The organism is Shewanella sp. DC2-4 (assembly GCF_013248875.1).
Taxonomy (GTDB): domain Bacteria; phylum Pseudomonadota; class Gammaproteobacteria; order Enterobacterales; family Shewanellaceae; genus Shewanella; species Shewanella oncorhynchi.
In genome coordinates, this window is record NZ_JABRVR010000002.1 from 115,159 (window position 1) to 131,570 (window position 16,412).

The 16,412-nt window shown below is 45.7% G+C and carries 16 protein-coding genes; 6 read left to right on the forward strand and 10 right to left on the reverse strand.

Going from position 1 to position 16,412, the window contains the following annotated elements:
• The first annotated feature begins 7 nt into the window (after positions 1-7).
• The 4 genes from HQQ92_RS01000 (at position 8) to HQQ92_RS01015 (ending at position 1,549) form a co-directional block, all read left to right on the forward strand.
• The gene (locus HQQ92_RS01000; protein WP_173242555.1) at positions 8-466 is read left to right on the forward strand and encodes a GIY-YIG nuclease family protein; all 459 of its coding nucleotides are present in this window, start codon (positions 8-10) and stop codon (positions 464-466) included.
• Positions 467-640: 174 nt separating this feature from the next.
• The gene (locus HQQ92_RS01005) at positions 641-787 is read left to right on the forward strand and encodes a hypothetical protein (protein ID WP_173242557.1); all 147 of its coding nucleotides are present in this window, start codon (positions 641-643) and stop codon (positions 785-787) included.
• Entirely contained in the window at positions 771-1,067 is a 297-nt protein-coding gene (locus HQQ92_RS01010; RefSeq protein ID WP_173242559.1) for a GIY-YIG nuclease family protein, read from the forward strand. Before HQQ92_RS01005 ends, HQQ92_RS01010 begins: the two co-directional genes overlap by 17 nt.
• A 2-nt stretch (positions 1,068-1,069) precedes the next feature.
• Positions 1,070-1,549, forward strand: coding sequence for a hypothetical protein (locus tag HQQ92_RS01015; protein ID WP_173242561.1), 480 nt, complete (start codon positions 1,070-1,072; stop codon positions 1,547-1,549).
• A 664-nt stretch (positions 1,550-2,213) separates the two neighbouring features.
• Here HQQ92_RS01015 and HQQ92_RS01020 read toward each other — a convergent pair.
• The 3 genes from HQQ92_RS01020 to HQQ92_RS01030 form a co-directional block, all read right to left on the reverse strand.
• Complete coding sequence (locus tag HQQ92_RS01020; RefSeq protein WP_173242564.1) at positions 2,214-2,906, reverse strand: hypothetical protein; 693 nt, start codon at positions 2,904-2,906, stop codon at positions 2,214-2,216.
• Positions 2,907-3,027: 121 nt separating this feature from the next.
• Positions 3,028-3,498 (reverse strand): hypothetical protein, encoded by a 471-nt coding sequence (locus HQQ92_RS01025; RefSeq protein ID WP_173242566.1) that lies wholly within the window; start codon positions 3,496-3,498, stop codon positions 3,028-3,030.
• 309 nt (positions 3,499-3,807) lie between these two features.
• Positions 3,808-4,593 (reverse strand): DUF4097 family beta strand repeat-containing protein, encoded by a 786-nt coding sequence (locus tag HQQ92_RS01030; RefSeq protein ID WP_173248534.1) that lies wholly within the window; start codon positions 4,591-4,593, stop codon positions 3,808-3,810.
• Between the two features lie 270 nt (positions 4,594-4,863).
• Here HQQ92_RS01030 and HQQ92_RS01035 point away from each other — a divergent pair, with 270 nt between their 5' ends.
• Complete coding sequence (locus tag HQQ92_RS01035) at positions 4,864-5,631, forward strand: bifunctional 2-polyprenyl-6-hydroxyphenol methylase/3-demethylubiquinol 3-O-methyltransferase UbiG (protein WP_173242568.1); 768 nt, start codon at positions 4,864-4,866, stop codon at positions 5,629-5,631.
• A 25-nt stretch (positions 5,632-5,656) separates the two neighbouring features.
• On the opposite strand, the gene HQQ92_RS01040 is transcribed toward HQQ92_RS01035, so the two are convergent.
• The 3 genes from HQQ92_RS01040 to HQQ92_RS01050 form a co-directional block, all read right to left on the reverse strand.
• Complete coding sequence (locus HQQ92_RS01040; protein ID WP_173242570.1) at positions 5,657-7,693, reverse strand: M14 family metallopeptidase; 2,037 nt, start codon at positions 7,691-7,693, stop codon at positions 5,657-5,659.
• 133 nt (positions 7,694-7,826) lie between these two features.
• A complete protein-coding gene (locus HQQ92_RS01045) occupies positions 7,827-8,963 on the reverse strand; it encodes an FUSC family protein (RefSeq protein ID WP_173242572.1) in 1,137 nt (378 codons plus the stop codon).
• Positions 8,964-9,237: 274 nt separating this feature from the next.
• Complete coding sequence (locus HQQ92_RS01050; RefSeq protein WP_173242574.1) at positions 9,238-10,488, reverse strand: dicarboxylate/amino acid:cation symporter; 1,251 nt, start codon at positions 10,486-10,488, stop codon at positions 9,238-9,240.
• A 499-nt stretch (positions 10,489-10,987) separates the two neighbouring features.
• On the opposite strand from HQQ92_RS01050, the gene HQQ92_RS01055 reads away from it, so the two are divergent.
• Entirely contained in the window at positions 10,988-11,344 is a 357-nt protein-coding gene (locus tag HQQ92_RS01055; protein WP_173242576.1) for a hypothetical protein, read from the forward strand.
• Between the two features lie 195 nt (positions 11,345-11,539).
• Here the strand turns inward: HQQ92_RS01055 and HQQ92_RS01060 are convergent, their stop codons facing one another.
• The 4 genes from HQQ92_RS01060 to hslR all read right to left on the reverse strand — a co-directional run bounded on the left by HQQ92_RS01060 (position 11,540) and on the right by hslR (position 16,371).
• Positions 11,540-13,099, reverse strand: coding sequence for an AbgT family transporter (locus HQQ92_RS01060; RefSeq protein WP_173242578.1), 1,560 nt, complete (start codon positions 13,097-13,099; stop codon positions 11,540-11,542).
• Between the two features lie 258 nt (positions 13,100-13,357).
• On the reverse strand, positions 13,358-14,899 hold the full coding sequence (locus HQQ92_RS01065) for a phosphoenolpyruvate carboxykinase (protein ID WP_173242580.1): 1,542 nt from the start codon (positions 14,897-14,899) through the stop codon (positions 13,358-13,360).
• Between the two features lie 198 nt (positions 14,900-15,097).
• Complete coding sequence (gene hslO / locus HQQ92_RS01070) at positions 15,098-15,958, reverse strand: Hsp33 family molecular chaperone HslO (RefSeq protein WP_105250990.1); 861 nt, start codon at positions 15,956-15,958, stop codon at positions 15,098-15,100.
• 14 nt (positions 15,959-15,972) lie between these two features.
• Positions 15,973-16,371 carry a ribosome-associated heat shock protein Hsp15 gene (gene hslR, locus HQQ92_RS01075; protein ID WP_011848177.1) on the reverse strand — a complete coding sequence of 133 codons (399 nt, stop codon included), beginning with the start codon at positions 16,369-16,371 and terminating at the stop codon, positions 15,973-15,975.
• Positions 16,372-16,412 lie beyond the last annotated feature (41 nt).

Sequence of the window (16,412 nt, forward strand, 5' to 3'; positions counted from 1 at the left end):
TTCGCAAGTGACCGAATCAGCCGTCAGCCTAGGCAATACTGACAGAGGCGCTTTACAGCAACATGAGTCACTGGTGGCAGACACACTTGCCCCAGTGACTAGCACTGTCGCAACCAAAAATGTTGTTACAGAAGCTTCGCTGAATCCCGTACCATTAAATCCTGCACCACCGAAGCCTACACCCATAAAATCAGCACCCCTCTGGTATTTGTATCTAGTCCGCTGCGCCAACGGGCATTTATACACAGGCGTCACTACAGATGTCACACGACGCTTTAGCGAGCATCAATCGGGTGGTATCAAATCCGCTAAGTATCTGCGCGGTAAAGGTCCGTTAACGCTGATGTATCAAGAGCAGGTTGGCAGTCACGGCGATGCACTGCGCCGTGAAATAGCAGTTAAAAAGTTAAGCCGTAGTCAAAAGTTGGTGTTGATTGAGTCAGGGCGTGGATTACTAGAGCGTTAACACTGCATCATACTTGTTCTGTGACGAGGAATGAGATTAAGCACTGTCATTCCAGTGACTCGCCGTAAATATGTCCCTATAGGCTCGACGACGGCATTCAGGCCGTCAACGGTCACTTCCATGTCAGTGCTTAATCCCTGAGTATACCTTTTCCCAAATTTAGCAATTGGTGTCATGATAAAGTCCCTGAGTGAGTTCTTAGTTGCAGACGGTTATGGTGACTTTGCATTTATTCCTATTTCTCCAAAACTTGCCTTTTGGGTTGGAGAGTGTGACTGGAAAATAAACAATATCGGTGCTGCCCATGAGAGTCGTTTATAGGATCACTTACCCGAACGGCAAAATTTACGTTGGCAAAGATTTAACTGGAACACTAAATTATTTTGGCGGCGCCGACAGTAAGCTGATTGAGTGTGATTTCACTTCAGAAGAAATACGTGACTTTACAGTTCGCAAACAAATTATCTGGGAGTCCGAAACTGCAACCGACAAGGAAGTAAACATGAAAGAAGTGGAGCTAATTAAAGCGCTGCAGTCAAACAATCCAAATATCGGTTACAACCAGTGGCCAAAATTCAAGATTAGTGTGACTGGCGTATAGCAATGCTTTTGAACCGCTCACTTCGTGCGTTGGAACGGGCTAAAAACTTAAGCAAACATGGAGTCATGATGAAAATTATAATGTTAGGCATTTTACTAAGCTTTGCGAGCTTAAAAGCATATTCCGAAACGATCATAGATGTGCTTGCAATTGTTGGAAAAAATAAAACTGAAGTATCCACGCTTATTGGTGCGCCTTCATCATGCTCTAAAAGTAAGCATGGAGAAAAGTGTCAGTTTTCCAAAGGGGAAACTGAGATTGTATTTATTAAAGGTAAGGCTGACTGGATTACAATTGAAGCAATTGATAACGTTCCATTTGGTCAGGTAGCTCTAGAGACAATTGGTTTGAAAAGCTTGTCACCATCGTTTAAGAATAGCTTCTCAATGAGGTGGTCAGAGCTAGGTGGGCTTTACGAGGTATCTTTATTTAAAGGTGAAAAAAATAGTGATTACGCTTACATCAAAGCATATACGAAGTAAGCACTTAGCAATCAAAATAATGCCGGCCCAAAAAGCGCAAAAGTGCATTTTAAAAGAGGTGTTAACTACTCTTTATCAAGGTCCATTGTTAAATTTCGCTGCGTAAGCTATTGATCGTGGCTAACTTGCTTAAAGAGATATGACTGCTGAGATTGTTCGTTCGGTTTTCATGTCACGCTTAGGTGCTGTTTCAGACTAACAGAATACGATTTAGCTCGCGGAATTAAGCACTTCATGGAAGTAACCGTTGGCGGCATGGCCGCTCTTTCACATCTAGGTGATCGCGGTATTTGCACTTCCGTATGCAGCAGATGACGCCGTTGAGCCTATAGGGACACTTCTTGTTAAACGACAGGGCGGCGAGTCACTAGAATGGCAGTGCTTAATAGCTTAACGATTAACTTCCATAATAAATCAAGTGTTTAAGCTTTTTTCGCCACCAAAGACTGGTCTGCATTGGGGTTAGAGAAGTAAGAATTGAGAGTTAAAAAATGCCACTGGCCGGTTTATTGCCGGATTTATTATTGGGGTGAGTCGATTTTTCTTCTGCTGAGCGATAAGTTTGTCTGCTATTGGTATTCTGAACTCCATTTAATAGGTTAAGAATGCCACTTACACAGATCTTTTCACGCTCTCGAACTACATGTCCGGCCTTTTTCTATGCTTAATTTACAATCCCTGGTAGGGCTTCTCTTAAAAGTTCCAACTCCTTTTTGTTTGCTTTAATCCAAAGTTTTTTCAAGTTTGGTATCGAAGCCAAGATTTCTACTGTCTCTTTAGTCTTGATTACATTTGTTTCAACAAGATATAACGCAAAAATATTTTTATTTCCACGCAACTCGTCAATACTGGACAACTGTGGGTTTCCACTGAGGTCTAACATTTTTACGCTGTCAAGCGTTGAAATGATAGAACCAAAATCTAACTTTTGACATTTATTTAAAGATAAGTAGCTTAAATTCTGGGTGTTTCCGGTAATTTCAGAGAGTTTGCTTGCATGGGACACACTTAATGATTCCACTGAGTCTGAGCATAAATTAATTGACTCTAATGAACGAACAATGGAGCAGTTTAATGAAATTGCGACATCAACTTTTAGATTAATAACTTTGGAGTTGAATATATTTACATGCTTAATCCCATCAACCAATTCAGATGATTCATTTTGCTCAATATAACCTTTCCGAATGAATGCCATTATGGCTTTCCAATCATCTCGCTGCCATTCAGTGTTATATACATAATCCAATATTGGCAATATAGAATCGAAGGTAGGTAATGAATTTTCCCACCTCTGCCATTCTGAAACATTTTCTGGTGCTAACTTTATATATTTCTTAAAAGATGAAATGTCCATATTATCACTTAATTAAAATTGGGTTGTTGAATTTAGAACGTTGATCTCTTCCGGTATATTTTTGCATTTCTTTTGAGAAACGGCTCTAAATTCTGATGATTTATTCTGTCACGCTATCTCTTTACTCACTCTTATTCGAGCTGACTAAAGCTTTAAAGCGAAGGTCACTCTTGCTCAGAGGGGTAAGTGCCTCGGCTTTGGTGAGATATTGCATAGTGATGTGGATAGCGTCTTGATGGTGACTAAATTCCCTAAAAAGACGCTTTGCAATCAGCAGATTTAATTGATGTGCGGCTAATGAGGCATGCTCATGCTTTATCTGTAAAATAACCTCTTCTAGGGAGATAGGTTGAATTTCTCCTAAGGATATAAGAAAGGCTTTTGCGACAGTTCTGGCGTGTGAGAAATAGTCTGAGTGCGCATCTAAGGCGTAGATATGCTTGAAAATGTGTTTGGCTAGGGCTTTATTGCCGTTGCGATAAAAAGATTCGCCATCAAAACAAATATCCCCTAGTCCTTCCATTATCTGCCTAGGGTTATCCGATAGGGAAAGCGATTCAATTTCTTTTTGGTATTCCGAAAACTGATCCATATTCTCGACCTTACTGGCAATACAGTGTGACTTTTCGACTATTGAAGTGGGAAGGCCGACAATCTTAGCAAATCCACAAGGTTAAAGCGTAACGGTCTGAATAAAATCAACGTCATTTCTGCAAACTCAAGCTTAATTTCGGTATAAAAAAATGCCACTACAAGGGGTTAGTGGCATAAATGCATAAGTCGGGCATACGCTTAAAAGGGTGGGTAGAAGACTGACATCTTGGCTGGGAACCGTTGCAACATCAGCCTCTACGCCGGGAAGTGGGTAAAGCCTTTGGGAGTAGAGGGGTAAAGCGGCGCGTTATTGCATGCTCACTGGGCCGTCGATTTTGTTAAATGTCACATCGCCAGAACCTGCCGCAAGAATCGTTAATCCCTTAGTGTTAAAGACATTAATGTTGCCTGAGCCATCTGTGATGGTCACAGCACTTTGCACATTGGCAACCTCTATGTTGCCCGAGCCGTCATTAATTGCGATATTGCCGCGAATATCGGTCACCTTGATGGCACCAGAGCCATCTTCAATGGTTAGGCTGCCGTTGATTTGGCTGATTTCAATATCACCTGAGCCATCCTCTATGTTGATATTGTTACCACCGTTGATAGTGAGTTCACCCGAACCGTCTTTGATGTTCATGTCCGACGTCATCTTGCTGATCAAAATAGCCCCTGAGCTGTCATCGATATCCAGTGTAAAGTGCGCAGGGACTTGCAGTTTTAGGTCTATATAGGGCGAGTTATTATTAGAATCTGCTTGCTCAAAGCTGGCCTTGAGCTTGGCTTTATTGGCTTTTTTCTCAAGGGTGAGAATGACTTTGCTGTCATCGTTGTCGTCCTTATTGCTATAGATGTCGGCGACGAGTTTAATTTGGGTTAGGCCTTCGACACCGATAATTTCCAAGCTGCCTGCGCCAGTTTCTGCAATCAGGCCTTGTAAGTCTTGGCTATTGAGGGTGAGCTCGCGTTGTTGGTGGTCTAAGTCTGGCATGCCTGCTGCGTTCACATTAAGAATGCAGCCAGTGAGCGATACCCCAGCAGTAAAAAACACTATAAAAGCGAGGGTGAATATAAATGGGCGTAGTGACATGTTAGCTTCCTTGTTTATCTGGCACTCGATTTTTTGGGTGAGTGCTGAGTCGTCTTGCGATGAATAAGACATTGCACAGCCCATGCCAATTTTAAGTTTCATTTATAATCAATTAGTTAAGCTGAAAAGTGTCCGAGGTTCACTGTGCGGACATGTCCGCTACATGGGTGATTTACTCATAGATTAGTGAAATTACTCATTTATTAAGTTAGTTTAAGCTTCGCAAGTCACGCGGAATCAAAAATACAAAAAATATAAGAAGGGATGCTGATGGATTATTTAACAACAAACAAAACGGCTTGGGATGCGCGCACTCGGGTACATTTAACTTCTGATTTTTATGATGTTGCGGGCTTTCTTAGTGGTAAGACTTCGCTGCGGGAAATTGAGCTAGGTGAACTCGAGGTTGCAGGTAAAAGTTTGCTGCATCTGCAATGTCATTTCGGCTTAGACACCTTGTCGTGGGCGCGAATGGGATCCAGAGTCACAGGCGTCGATTTGTCAGAGGTGGCGATTGTTGAAGCGCAAAAACTGGCAGAACGGACACAGTTGTCCGCCGAGTTTATCTGTAGCGATGTTTACAGTGTGGCGAGCAAGGTTGAGCCTCACGATATTGTGTTTACGTCCTATGGTGCCATTGTGTGGCTGCCGGATTTAACCCTGTGGGCGCAGACGGTTTCCGACTGTTTAACACCCGGCGGACAGTTTTATATGGCCGAGTTTCATCCGGCGCAGCAGTTGTTCGATGGTTATAGCTATTTTAATCGGGGTGAGCCAGACATAGAGCTGGAAGGCACATATACCGAAAATACCGGTGATGATCAGCAAACCTTAATGTGCTGGTCGCACAGTTTATCTGAAGTGATCAATGCGTTATTGCAGGCGGGCTTAGTGTTGGAGTTTTTCCACGAGTTTGATTTCAGCCCCTATAACTGCTTTGAAGGGCTCGAAGTGCAAGCCGATGGTCGTTATGTGTTAACACACCAAGGGCAGAAGGTGCCCTTGCTGTATAGCATCAGCGCGCGTAAACCCGCTTAATCACAGCCTTTTGTAATCGCGATGATCAACGACTACGGTAAACCGGATACTTAAGGTATTGGTTATCGTAGTAAGGGCTGCGTTCATAGAACCAGCGTAGGCGTGCCTCAGGATCGGCGGCAAACTCGGCATTGGTCAGTGCTTTGTCGAACTCCGCTTGTAGCTTAGGATCTTCTTTTAGCATCTTGGCTGCCAGTGGCTCTACCGCATAATCTTCAATGTATTCAGTGCGAGTGAAGATAGGGTTGAAGAAACCCCATTGCAGTAAAGAATCTGGTGATTGCGGCTCAAGCAGTAAAATCGCCAGATCGCCTAGCGGTTGATCCGTACTGATTTTAATGGTGCCAGCGGGCAGAGTAGTGCTGACTTTGGTTAACTCTGACTCGGCTTTGACCGTTTGGCGGCCCTCAAAATCCTTAGTGTTAAACACGGGATTGCTGAGAGTATATTGCTGCAATTTCAACTCGGTTGGCTTTTTGAGCGTGGTCATGCGAATGCCATGCACGTTAAGACGATCAATCACTTGAGTCCATTGAGCGGGAATATAGTAAGCACTCGGACGAGTGACCTTAATGTCGGGCACTGTTTCAGCCATCACCGGCAAGTTAGGGTAAAGTTTTGGTTCACCTGTCCAGCGCACAACTTCAGCGCCACTGATGGGGCTCTTTTCAAGTTGATAATCTATGCCTTTAAAATCCCAGCCTTTTTCTAATGGTGCTAATTTCCAAGTAAGGGTGATTAGCGGTGAGGCGCGGTATTTATCTTCTTGAATCGCACTCTTAAGTTTTGTCGCCTGTTCACCCACGGTTTTGAGGGTTTGCGCTAACATCACATAAGTGCCGAGCACCCTTTGCTTAAAGGGCTTTAGGCTGTGGTTTTCAACCAGAATGGTGGGCAAATGGCGAGCATCGCCATAACCGTTAGAGAAGCGCGGGCTTGGATTCCACAGCGACATGCCTTTGTTAATATCGGCGTTATCCACGGCAAAAATCAGTGCGCCGGGAATATGGCCTTGTTCCGTTAATGCGGCTTCAACCGCAGGTCTGTAGCTGTTTTCGAGCCAGCGGTAGCTCGCAGGGCTTAAGCCTTGGGCAAGGTTATAACCAAAGGTAACATCGTATTGATAGTCGATGCCGTCAGTAACATGCACGTCGATATACAGATCCGGTTGCCATACGTTGATTGCGCGCAGCATATGCTGCATTTCTAAGCTGTCGGCCTTAGCATAATCGCGGTTAAGGTTGAGATTATTAGCCGTAGTGCGCCAGCCCATATTCACAGGGCCACGTTGATTCACCCGATTAAATTCGCCGCTGCGCTCATGGGCATCAACACTAAAAATAGGCACAAACAAGAGGTTGGCTTTATCGAGCAGGGCACTTTTATCGCCTTGGATAATGTCACGTAGCAGCATCATGCCGGCATCCTTACCGTCGATTTCTCCCGCATGAATCCCCGCCTGCACTAGCACTGTCGGCTTAGTGTTTTGTTTGAGGCGTGCCGATTCATTAATGCCTTCACTGCTGGCGATATACATCCAAATATCGCGCCCTTGTGGGCTCTTACCTAAGCTAACCTTTTGTAATTTATCTGTCTCGCCCGCGAGTTTGTCGAGCCAAGCGATAGTGGCATCGTAGCTTGGACTTTCAATACCGCCACTTTGCTCAAAGGGAGTCGCCCACTCGCTATCAACACTTAACATGAGCGATTCGCTGGCGCCATGCCAAGTGATGCTGGGCGGTAAAATCGCATCGTTGACAAAGGTGTTGGCTCGTTCAGGAATGGGCGCTGGTTGTGCTTCTGGCGCTGCAACTGTGGTATCGGACAGTACATTAGTCGCAGTTTCAGTCGCTTGGCTATTCGCTGCTGGACTTGCATCCTGTGCCGTTGTGATTACTGGGGAGCCAACTGCCAATGTTTCTGTGGTAGAGGCTTGCGCCATAGTGGCTGCCGGAGTTGTTTGGGTTGTGGTTTTCGCATCATTGGCAAAAGCATTCCCAGGGTAGAGATTGCCCGTAGAGAGACAGGCAATGGCGATAACGGAGAAAGAAAACAAGCGCATGAAAATAGTCCATATATCGAATTTTTATTAGGACGGTATCTTTTCATTAAACGCCCCGTTAACGCAAGGGCGGCTAAGGGTTATCCGGCATTTCTGACATGGATTTAAGCACTAAGCGGAATGGTAAAATCGACTAAGCCGTTTTGTTGGGCGTTATCTGAGAAGCTGGCCGCTTGTGATAGGCAATGTCGATAATGGCAATGTCTTTATAAAGTGCTTCGACGGCAATCGCGAGCTGATAAATCAGCCAGCTATAACCTGTGAGCGCAAATCCCTGCGGCACTTGGTCGTTTACGGCTGTCACTGGATCAGCGGTTGATGCTTGAGTGGCTGCAACTAAGGCAAGCTGGAGTCTGTGTTGTAATTCTTGATCTAAACATTCTGGCAGTGTCGGCAATTGTTGAGCTTTACCCGCCACAAATTCTGCAAGTTGTTGCAAATAGAAGGCAAGCTCAGAGGCAACCGCATTAATCTGCAGATAGGCGTCTTTGTCTTCTTCCTGCCAGCGGGTTAAGGGTAATAGTTCGAGTAAGGTGATTAAGCGCACTTGTTTATTGGCTAGCTGCGACAGTAGCACTTTGTGTTTTTTGAGGGTTTGACTTTCCCATTCCAAGGAGAAAAACAGTTTCTTTTGAGTGAGTACGGCCTTCATCGCAGCCTCCAGTCTAGCGCGAAAATCGAGCTCATGATTGGCGGGCGCCTTAAGATGCTCGGCTAATACTTCGGCCATATTGTCGATGGCATGGGTGAGTTGGGAGCGCCAATCTTGTTTAGCTTTAATCGGGAAAATGAACAGTGAGACCAAAATAGCAATCACACAGCCGGAGAGGATGTTGGCCGTGCGCCATAGTGCCTCAGAGGTGTCATGGTTGGCGTCGCCGACGACGATTATGATGGTAAATCCGGCCACTAAATAGGCATAGCTGTAACGTCCGGCCGAGATAAAACAAATCAAGCTAACGGCTAAGATCAGCAGGCTCATGATTAGCCAATAACTGTCCACAGTGGCAACTAACATCACCCCATAAGCTGAGCCTAAACAAGTGCCTATCGCCCTTTGTAGCGACTTTTCAATCGCGCCGCCTACTTGAGGTAAGCTCATCATAATGATCACTATCGTGACCATGCTCCAAATAAAATGCGGTGGCGCCCAAATGGCATTAATAGTGACAGCAACGAGTAAGGCTAGCCCGAGCTTTAGGGCGTGGATTGAGCGGAAATGGCGATAGATAAAGTCGGCAAAGGGTGTGGCTGGGGCAAATACAGACATAGGGCAAAATTCCTTTGAGCTAACTTAGCGCTGTTAATCTGGTGGCAGTATCGCAGAAAAACCGTGTCACTTGCGGCCATAGCGCCATAAAGAAATGTAAATTGCGAAATCTAGCAAATTGAGCTTAGTGGATGGCGCGGGGGAGATCACATTAACACTCAGATTAAATAGGCTTAACTGATGCGTGTAGAGGCAGGCCATTATACCGTGCTGCAGATATAAAAAAGGCTTGAATAAGCGTTGCCTATTCAAGCCTATATTCAAAGTGTTTGAGTTAGCTTAAGTTGCGCTCACTATCCGCTTTAACTTCAACTTCTGTGTATTTATCCATGATCAAGGCACAAGCCGCATCGCCAGTGATATTGAGTGCGGTACGGATCATGTCAAAAACCCTGTCTAACGCAAACAGCAAAGGTAAACCATCGATAGGAATTCCCGCAGCTAACAGCACTGCCACCACTAAGAAGGATGGGCCTGGCACACCAGCTTGACCAATTGCACCTAAGGTTGAGGTGAAAATAATGGCCGCATAGGCTGTCATCGATAGATCAACGTTATACATTTGGGCGAAGAACATGGCCACTAAACCATAATAAATCGCGTTGCCGCTCATATTAATGGTGGCGCCTAACGGCAGTACAAAAGCCGTGGTTGCCTTAGAGACTTTAAGATCTTCCTCACAGGTTTCCATATTCACTGGCAGAGTCGCCATTGAAGAGGCGGTCGATAATGCCATCACCTGTGGTTTCTTCATTGCCGAAATAAACTGGCGCGCCGACACTCTTGAGAAGAGTTGTACCACTAATGGGAAGAAGATAAAGCCGTAGATCAGAATCGCAGCAACAAACACGGCGAATAACTTAAACACGACTTCTAGTGCATCGAAACCGAAGGTACCGACAGAATCGGCCATCAAACCAAATACACCGATAGGGGCAATGATCATCACGCAGTTGATCATCCACACAAAGGCATCGACGACTGTGTTGAGTGCGGCCAAAATAGGCTTAGCGCCATCGCCTTTAACTTTAGTCAGTGCGATGCCGAAGAAGATACTAAAGACTAAGATTTGTAATATGTTACCGCCGTTCAGCGACTCGAACACATTGGTTGGGATCATGCCGATAAAGGTATCCATTACCCCGGGTAATGCGCCATGTTCCTTGGTTACTTCCATCAAGTCTGTGCTGCTGTGGGTGGTAAAATCAACGCCTGCACCCGGTTGGAACAGATTACCCATCAAGAGTGCAAGCACAACGGCAAAGCCCGACGTGACAATAAAAAAGCCGAAAGTGCCAATGCCAATCTTACCCGCCGATGGGCTATCGCCTAAGCTCGCTGCTCCGCTGATGATAGAAACCAATACCAGTGGTATCACTAGCATTTTGATTAAATGGATGAAAATGGTTCCGAGTGGTGCAAACACACTTGCACTCTCGCCCATGATAAAACCCACCAGTGCGCCGATAATCATGGCAATAACCACTTGCACACCAATGTTACCTAATAAACTCTTGCTCTTCATTCTTGCGAAACTCCCCAGTTGCCGCAGCATTTTGTGTCATGCACAGACGATTTGAACCTAGACGACTCAAGCTTTAGTGATTAAGGCTTACTCTAGGCTAAAGGTTCACTCTATGTTAAAGGCAAATGCCCGACATTTTTGACCGAGTAAAGTACCACAATTGCATAGCAGGGGATTGTGAAACATCACCAACCTTGGTTTCAAAATAACCAAAGTCTAAATCACGTTAACGTTAAATGAGGAATGCTTAAATTTATGCGCTTAAAAATGAATAAAGCTTATTTAATTGTGGAATTTTAACTGCCGAATTGATGAATTGTGATTTTTACTTTGATGGGCGCAGATATCCTCTCGTATTCTTGGGGCGGCTTGAGTCGTTGGTCACCCATCTTTTACTTGTATGAATCATGAGAGTGGTTAATAGCTAAAAAACCTCCATGACCATTCAACTCTGTGACTCACTCAGTTTTCCCTATGACAACTCCATTTCGAGGACATTATGAACATCACCTCATTTTTTGGCCCGCCCGAATCGTTACAGTGTTGGATAAGAAAGTGCGTCGAACAACCTGGATTAAGTTATTGGCTGGTTTATCAAGATCTTGATGAAGGTGAATCCCTGCAACTGACCACTCCATTATTCCCGATAGTGAATGATATGAGAGACCTATCGGATGACGAAATCGATGCCTTTGAGGATAGCTTAGGCCGGAGTGACTATGGTTATCTGCTAAACATGGATCAAATCGAGGATGTGATCGATAACCTCAAGCAGCAAAAAGCCCAGCCAAGTGAGCAGGAACTGCTTGAAGCTATTATCTTTTACTATGAGAGAGATGCGTTTATAGATATTTAAGTGTTTATTTTTATTTTGTTGTTTCTATATAAAATAAAATTACGTGTTGTTAGCGGTAAATACCGACGGTTAACGTCGGCATTTGCGTTTAAGGCGAGGTAATAAGTTGTGCACCATTTAGTGGTTATTGAGGTATTGAGCGCCTGTTTATTATGAATTCAATTTCGTAAGCACTCTGAATACCTCTTGAACGCCCTAAGGCATTGCGGGGAAGGAGAGCGAGCTGCCAATCCCTAGAGGCAGGCCAAAGCCCCAGTAAGCCAATAAGAAACCGCTCCAAAGTAAAAGAAAACTGATTGAAAATGGCAACATCAGCGCCACTAAGGTGCCTATGCCCGACTCCTTAACGTATTTTTGGCAAAACACCACAATTAACGGAAAGTAAGGCATCAGTGGGGTGATGATATTAGTGGATGAGTCGCCCACTCTGTAAGCGGCTTGAGTTAAATCCGGTGATACACCTAGTTCCATTAACATGGGCACCATAATGGCACCAATCAATGCCCATTTGGCTGAAGCGGAACCCACTAATAGATTGACGAACGCGGTGAGAAACACAATTCCCACCAAAGTCACGCCCATAGGAAGGGCTAATTCCTTTAACGCCAACGCGCCTTTAATGGCCATTAATGCGCCTAAATTAGATTGACCAAAGGCATAAATAAACTGGGCGCAGAAGAAGGCCATGACGATGTAATAACCCATGCCGCTCATGGATTTGCTCATGCCTTGAATAATGGCTCTGTGATTGTTTGCCGTGCCAGCGACGTAACCATAGACTATGCTGGGCACTAGGAAGAACACAAAAATAATCGCCACAATGGATCGCATTAAGGGGGCCGAGGCACTGGTTAGGGCGCCATCGGTACCACGCCAGGCAGAGTTGTCACCATAGGCGGTAAACACCAGCCCTAAAGCACATAACAACATGGCGGCCATGGCGAATTTGAGTCCGCGGCGCTCATGGGGTTGCAGTTCATCTAGGGTTGGGAGCGTGCTGGGATCGCCATTCACCGCAGTGTTTTTTAGGCGCGGCTCGATAACTTTATCCGTTAAGAACCAGCCAACTAAGATAATTAAAATGGCAGAAGCCGAAGTAAAAAAGATGTTATTCAGTGGGTTAATCGTTAATGTGGTAGCCGCGGGATCGGCTGATAATCTTGCCGCTGCCTGAGTTAAGCCCGCTAACATAGGATCAAGGCTGGATGGCACGCCAACGGTTGCAGAAAAACCGCCGGATACGCCAGCGAAAGCGGCGGCAATACCGGCTAAGGGATGACGACCCGCGGCATAGAAGATCACCGCGCCGAGCGGGATAACGAGTACATAACCCGCATCAACCGCGACATGGCTTAGAATACCCACGGCTATTAATACCGGGGTGAGTAACATCTTGGGAGTGACAGATAAAATGGAGCGCAGCCCTGCATTGATAAAGCCAGTATGTTCAGCAACGCCTAGGCCCAGCATGGCCACAAGCACCACACCTAGCGGCGGGAAAGTGACAAAGGTCGTGACCATCGCCGAGGTAAAAGCGGTTAACGCACCACCATCAAGCATATTGACGACTTGAATCGGGTTACCAGTACGAGGGTCGATTTCATCAAAACTGACACCCGATAATCCCCAAGAGATCAGCCAGACTAAGCCCAGAAACATCGCAAATAATACCGCCGGATCAGGCAGTTTATTGCCGACGACTTCGACGCCATTGAGAAATCGCTGGAATCCAGTGACAGGTTTATGATTTTCCATTTGGGTGCCGCTTCCTAAAAAATGATGATTGTTATCGGTGATTATAAAAACGCAGCATTAATTTAAGCTTGGTTTAACTAATCGATAAGAAATAAAACATATAAAAATCTATCGCAGTGACTTTAGTGCGGGTGGATTTAATCATCACTAAATCAATTTAGCCGCAAATAAAAAGCGCGGGTTCATGACTGAACCCGCGCTTTTTTATGAAACGATATTTTTGACTAAATAACCGTACCGAACAAATCCACTACGCGCTTATGCTTTTGGGCCTGCATTGCGGATAGCGTCTGACACTTGATACTTAGCGAAGTTTTTAGTGAAAGCTTCTGCTAGCTTCTGGGCGTATTCGGCATATAGCGCTTTATCGCCCCAAGTGTTGATTGGATTGAGTAAATTGCTGTCTACACCACTTACTGCCACAGGAACGGCGAGGTTCAAGGTGTCTAAGTGGACGGTTTCAACATCTTTCAACTCACCGCTGACAATCGCATCGACGATGGCGCGGGTGGTGGGGATGTCAAAACGTTTACCTACACCGTGTGGGCCACCAGTCCAACCAGTGTTGACTAAGTACACTTGGCTGCCGAAGGACTCAATGCGCTTCATCAACAGTTCTGCGTACACGCCAGCAGGGCGTGGGAAGAAAGGTGCGCCGAAGCACGTTGAGAAGGTGGATTGAATCGCCGAGGTTGAGCCGATTTCAGTCGAACCTACTTTGGCGGTATAGCCAGACAAGAAGTGGTATGCCGCTTGTTCTTTGGTCAGGATAGAAACCGGTGGTAATACGCCAGATACGTCGCAGGTTAAGAATACAACCGCATGTGGCTCAGCGCCGCAGTTGTCTTCTTTACGTTGGGCAATGTGCTCCAGCGGATAGGCTGCGCGGGTGTTTTCCGTCAGGCTGCTGTCTTTGTAGTTAGGTACGCGGTGTTCGTCCATAACGACGTTTTCAAGCACAGTGCCGAAACGAATCGCATCCCAAATCACGGGCTCATTCTTCTGGCTTAAGTCGATACATTTGGCGTAGCAACCGCCTTCGATGTTGAATACGCCGCCGGGTGCCCAGCCGTGTTCATCGTCACCGATCAGGAAGCGTTTTGGATCGGCAGAAAGTGTGGTTTTACCTGTGCCAGATAAACCGAAAAACAGCGTAGTGTCGCCATCTTTACCTACGTTGGCCGAACAGTGCATAGGTAGCACGCCTTGGGCTGGCAGTAGGAAGTTCTGCACTGAGAACATAGACTTTTTCATTTCGCCAGCGTATTTCAGGCCGGCAAGCAGCACTTTACGTTCAGCGAAGTTTAAAATCACGGTCGCATCTGAGTTAGTGCCATCACGTTCTGGTACGCAAACAAAGTCAGGGGCATTGATGATCTGCCACACTGGTTTGTCTTTACGATTAAATTCTTCAGGAATGATAAATAGATTGCGGGCGAACAGTTGGTGCCAAGCGTATTGTGTAGTAACACGTACTGGTTGGTAATGTTCAGTATCGGCACCGACTTCGAGATCAGATACAAACAGTTCTTTATCGGCTAGGTAAGCTTCAACCCGTGCCCATAAACCTTCAAAAGCACCTGGATCGAAAGCTTGATTGACTGGGCCCCATTCGATATCAGCTTCTGAACTGGGTTCTCTTACAATGAAACGATCGCCAGGTGAGCGACCGCTGCGAGCGCCTGTTTTAGCAACTAATGCGCCATTGGCTGTCAATTCACCTTCGCCGCGTAGCAGGGCAAATTCGACAAGTTGTGCTGTTGAGGGGTTAAAGTGAACGCGGTTTAATCCATCCGCCATAGTGAGGTCTCCATTTGATTTGTAAGGTTATTTTAATATCGATCGTCTGCCGATTTAATTTTATTTATCGCCTGAGTCGTGCTAGGTGACAAAGTGAGGGCGATTGTAGCCTAAGCCGAGTGCAATGTGTGAGGGGATTATAGGTATGAATAAAAAATGGGCGCCAAATAGGGCGCCCATTTTTTAGCGGGAGTCGTTTTACTGCTGGGTTGTTGATGTTTGACCGTTAGCAAATAAGGTTGCTACGTCTATGGCATCAAAGGTGTATTTAGCGTGGCAATATTCGCAACCCATTTCTATCTTGCCATCTTCGGCGAGTATGGCTTCGATTTCTGCTTGATCTAAGGTTTTGATCGCGCCGGCACTGCGTTCATGGGAACAAGTGCATTTAAAGCTCACATCGATAGGATCAAATAAGCGTACTTCTTCCTGATGATAGAGGCGATGTAACACGCTTTCTGCATCAAGAGTAAATAGCTCTTCGGCCTTGATGGTCGACGTCAGTTGGCTCAAGTGTTCGAAGTCGGCGTTGTGATCTTGCTGGCTTGGCAGAATTTGTAGGAACATGCCCGCCGCTTGTTTGCCGTCGGCAAATAACCAAATTCCCGTAGGTAACTGCTCAGATTGATTGAAGTATTCTTCAACACAGGCCGCAAGTGTTGGCTTGTCTAGTGCAACGACACCTTGGTAGCGTTCACCTTCGTCGGGTGTTAAGGTGATGACCATGTAGCCTTGGCCGAAGAGTTCTGTGAGGCTAGCATCATCGGCGAGTTCAGCATTCCAGCGAGCCACACCGCGTAACTCTTGTAAATTGTTACCGTTGATCACCGCTAAAGATACAGGGCCGTTGCCTTGTAACTGTACGCTGATATCACCGCTAAATTTCAATGTAGCGGTTAATAGTGAGGTGGCTGCCATTAATTCACCCAGTAGCACTTGCAGTACGGCTGGGTATTCTTGGGCGCTGATCACTTGTTGATAGCTGTCTTGTAACTGCACCAGTTCACCGCGCACATCGGCATTATCGAACAAGTAGCGGTGTAAAGTATCTTGGTTCATCGTGTATCTCACTGTTAAAGGTCTTTAAAGCGCATGAGCTGGCGTCGTTGCTTTTTATCTGGTTTCTGATCGGGTATCGGGTTATTGAGCATGTGGAGGCGTCGTTGCTCAGCATTAATGGCCCGTTTAGCCAGACTTGTCGCGGTTTCTTCGTACAATTCTTGTGCAATCGCACCACTTTGGCGTAATTGCGATAATTTTTTTATGACGATCTCTTTATCGTCATATCCTTGGCGTATCTTAAGGACGGCGCCTATCTCGGCATTCCTACTAGATTTGGCACGCTGGCCGTTGTAATGTACTTTGCCGCCGTTAATCATTTCTTTGGCGATGGCACGGGTTTTATAAAAACGTGCAGCCCAAAGCCACTTATCGAGTCGAATGTCTGTTTTATCGCTTTGACCTTGAGTCATAGTGTCTCCAGCTAAAAGATCGATGAGTTCACATGCCGAGC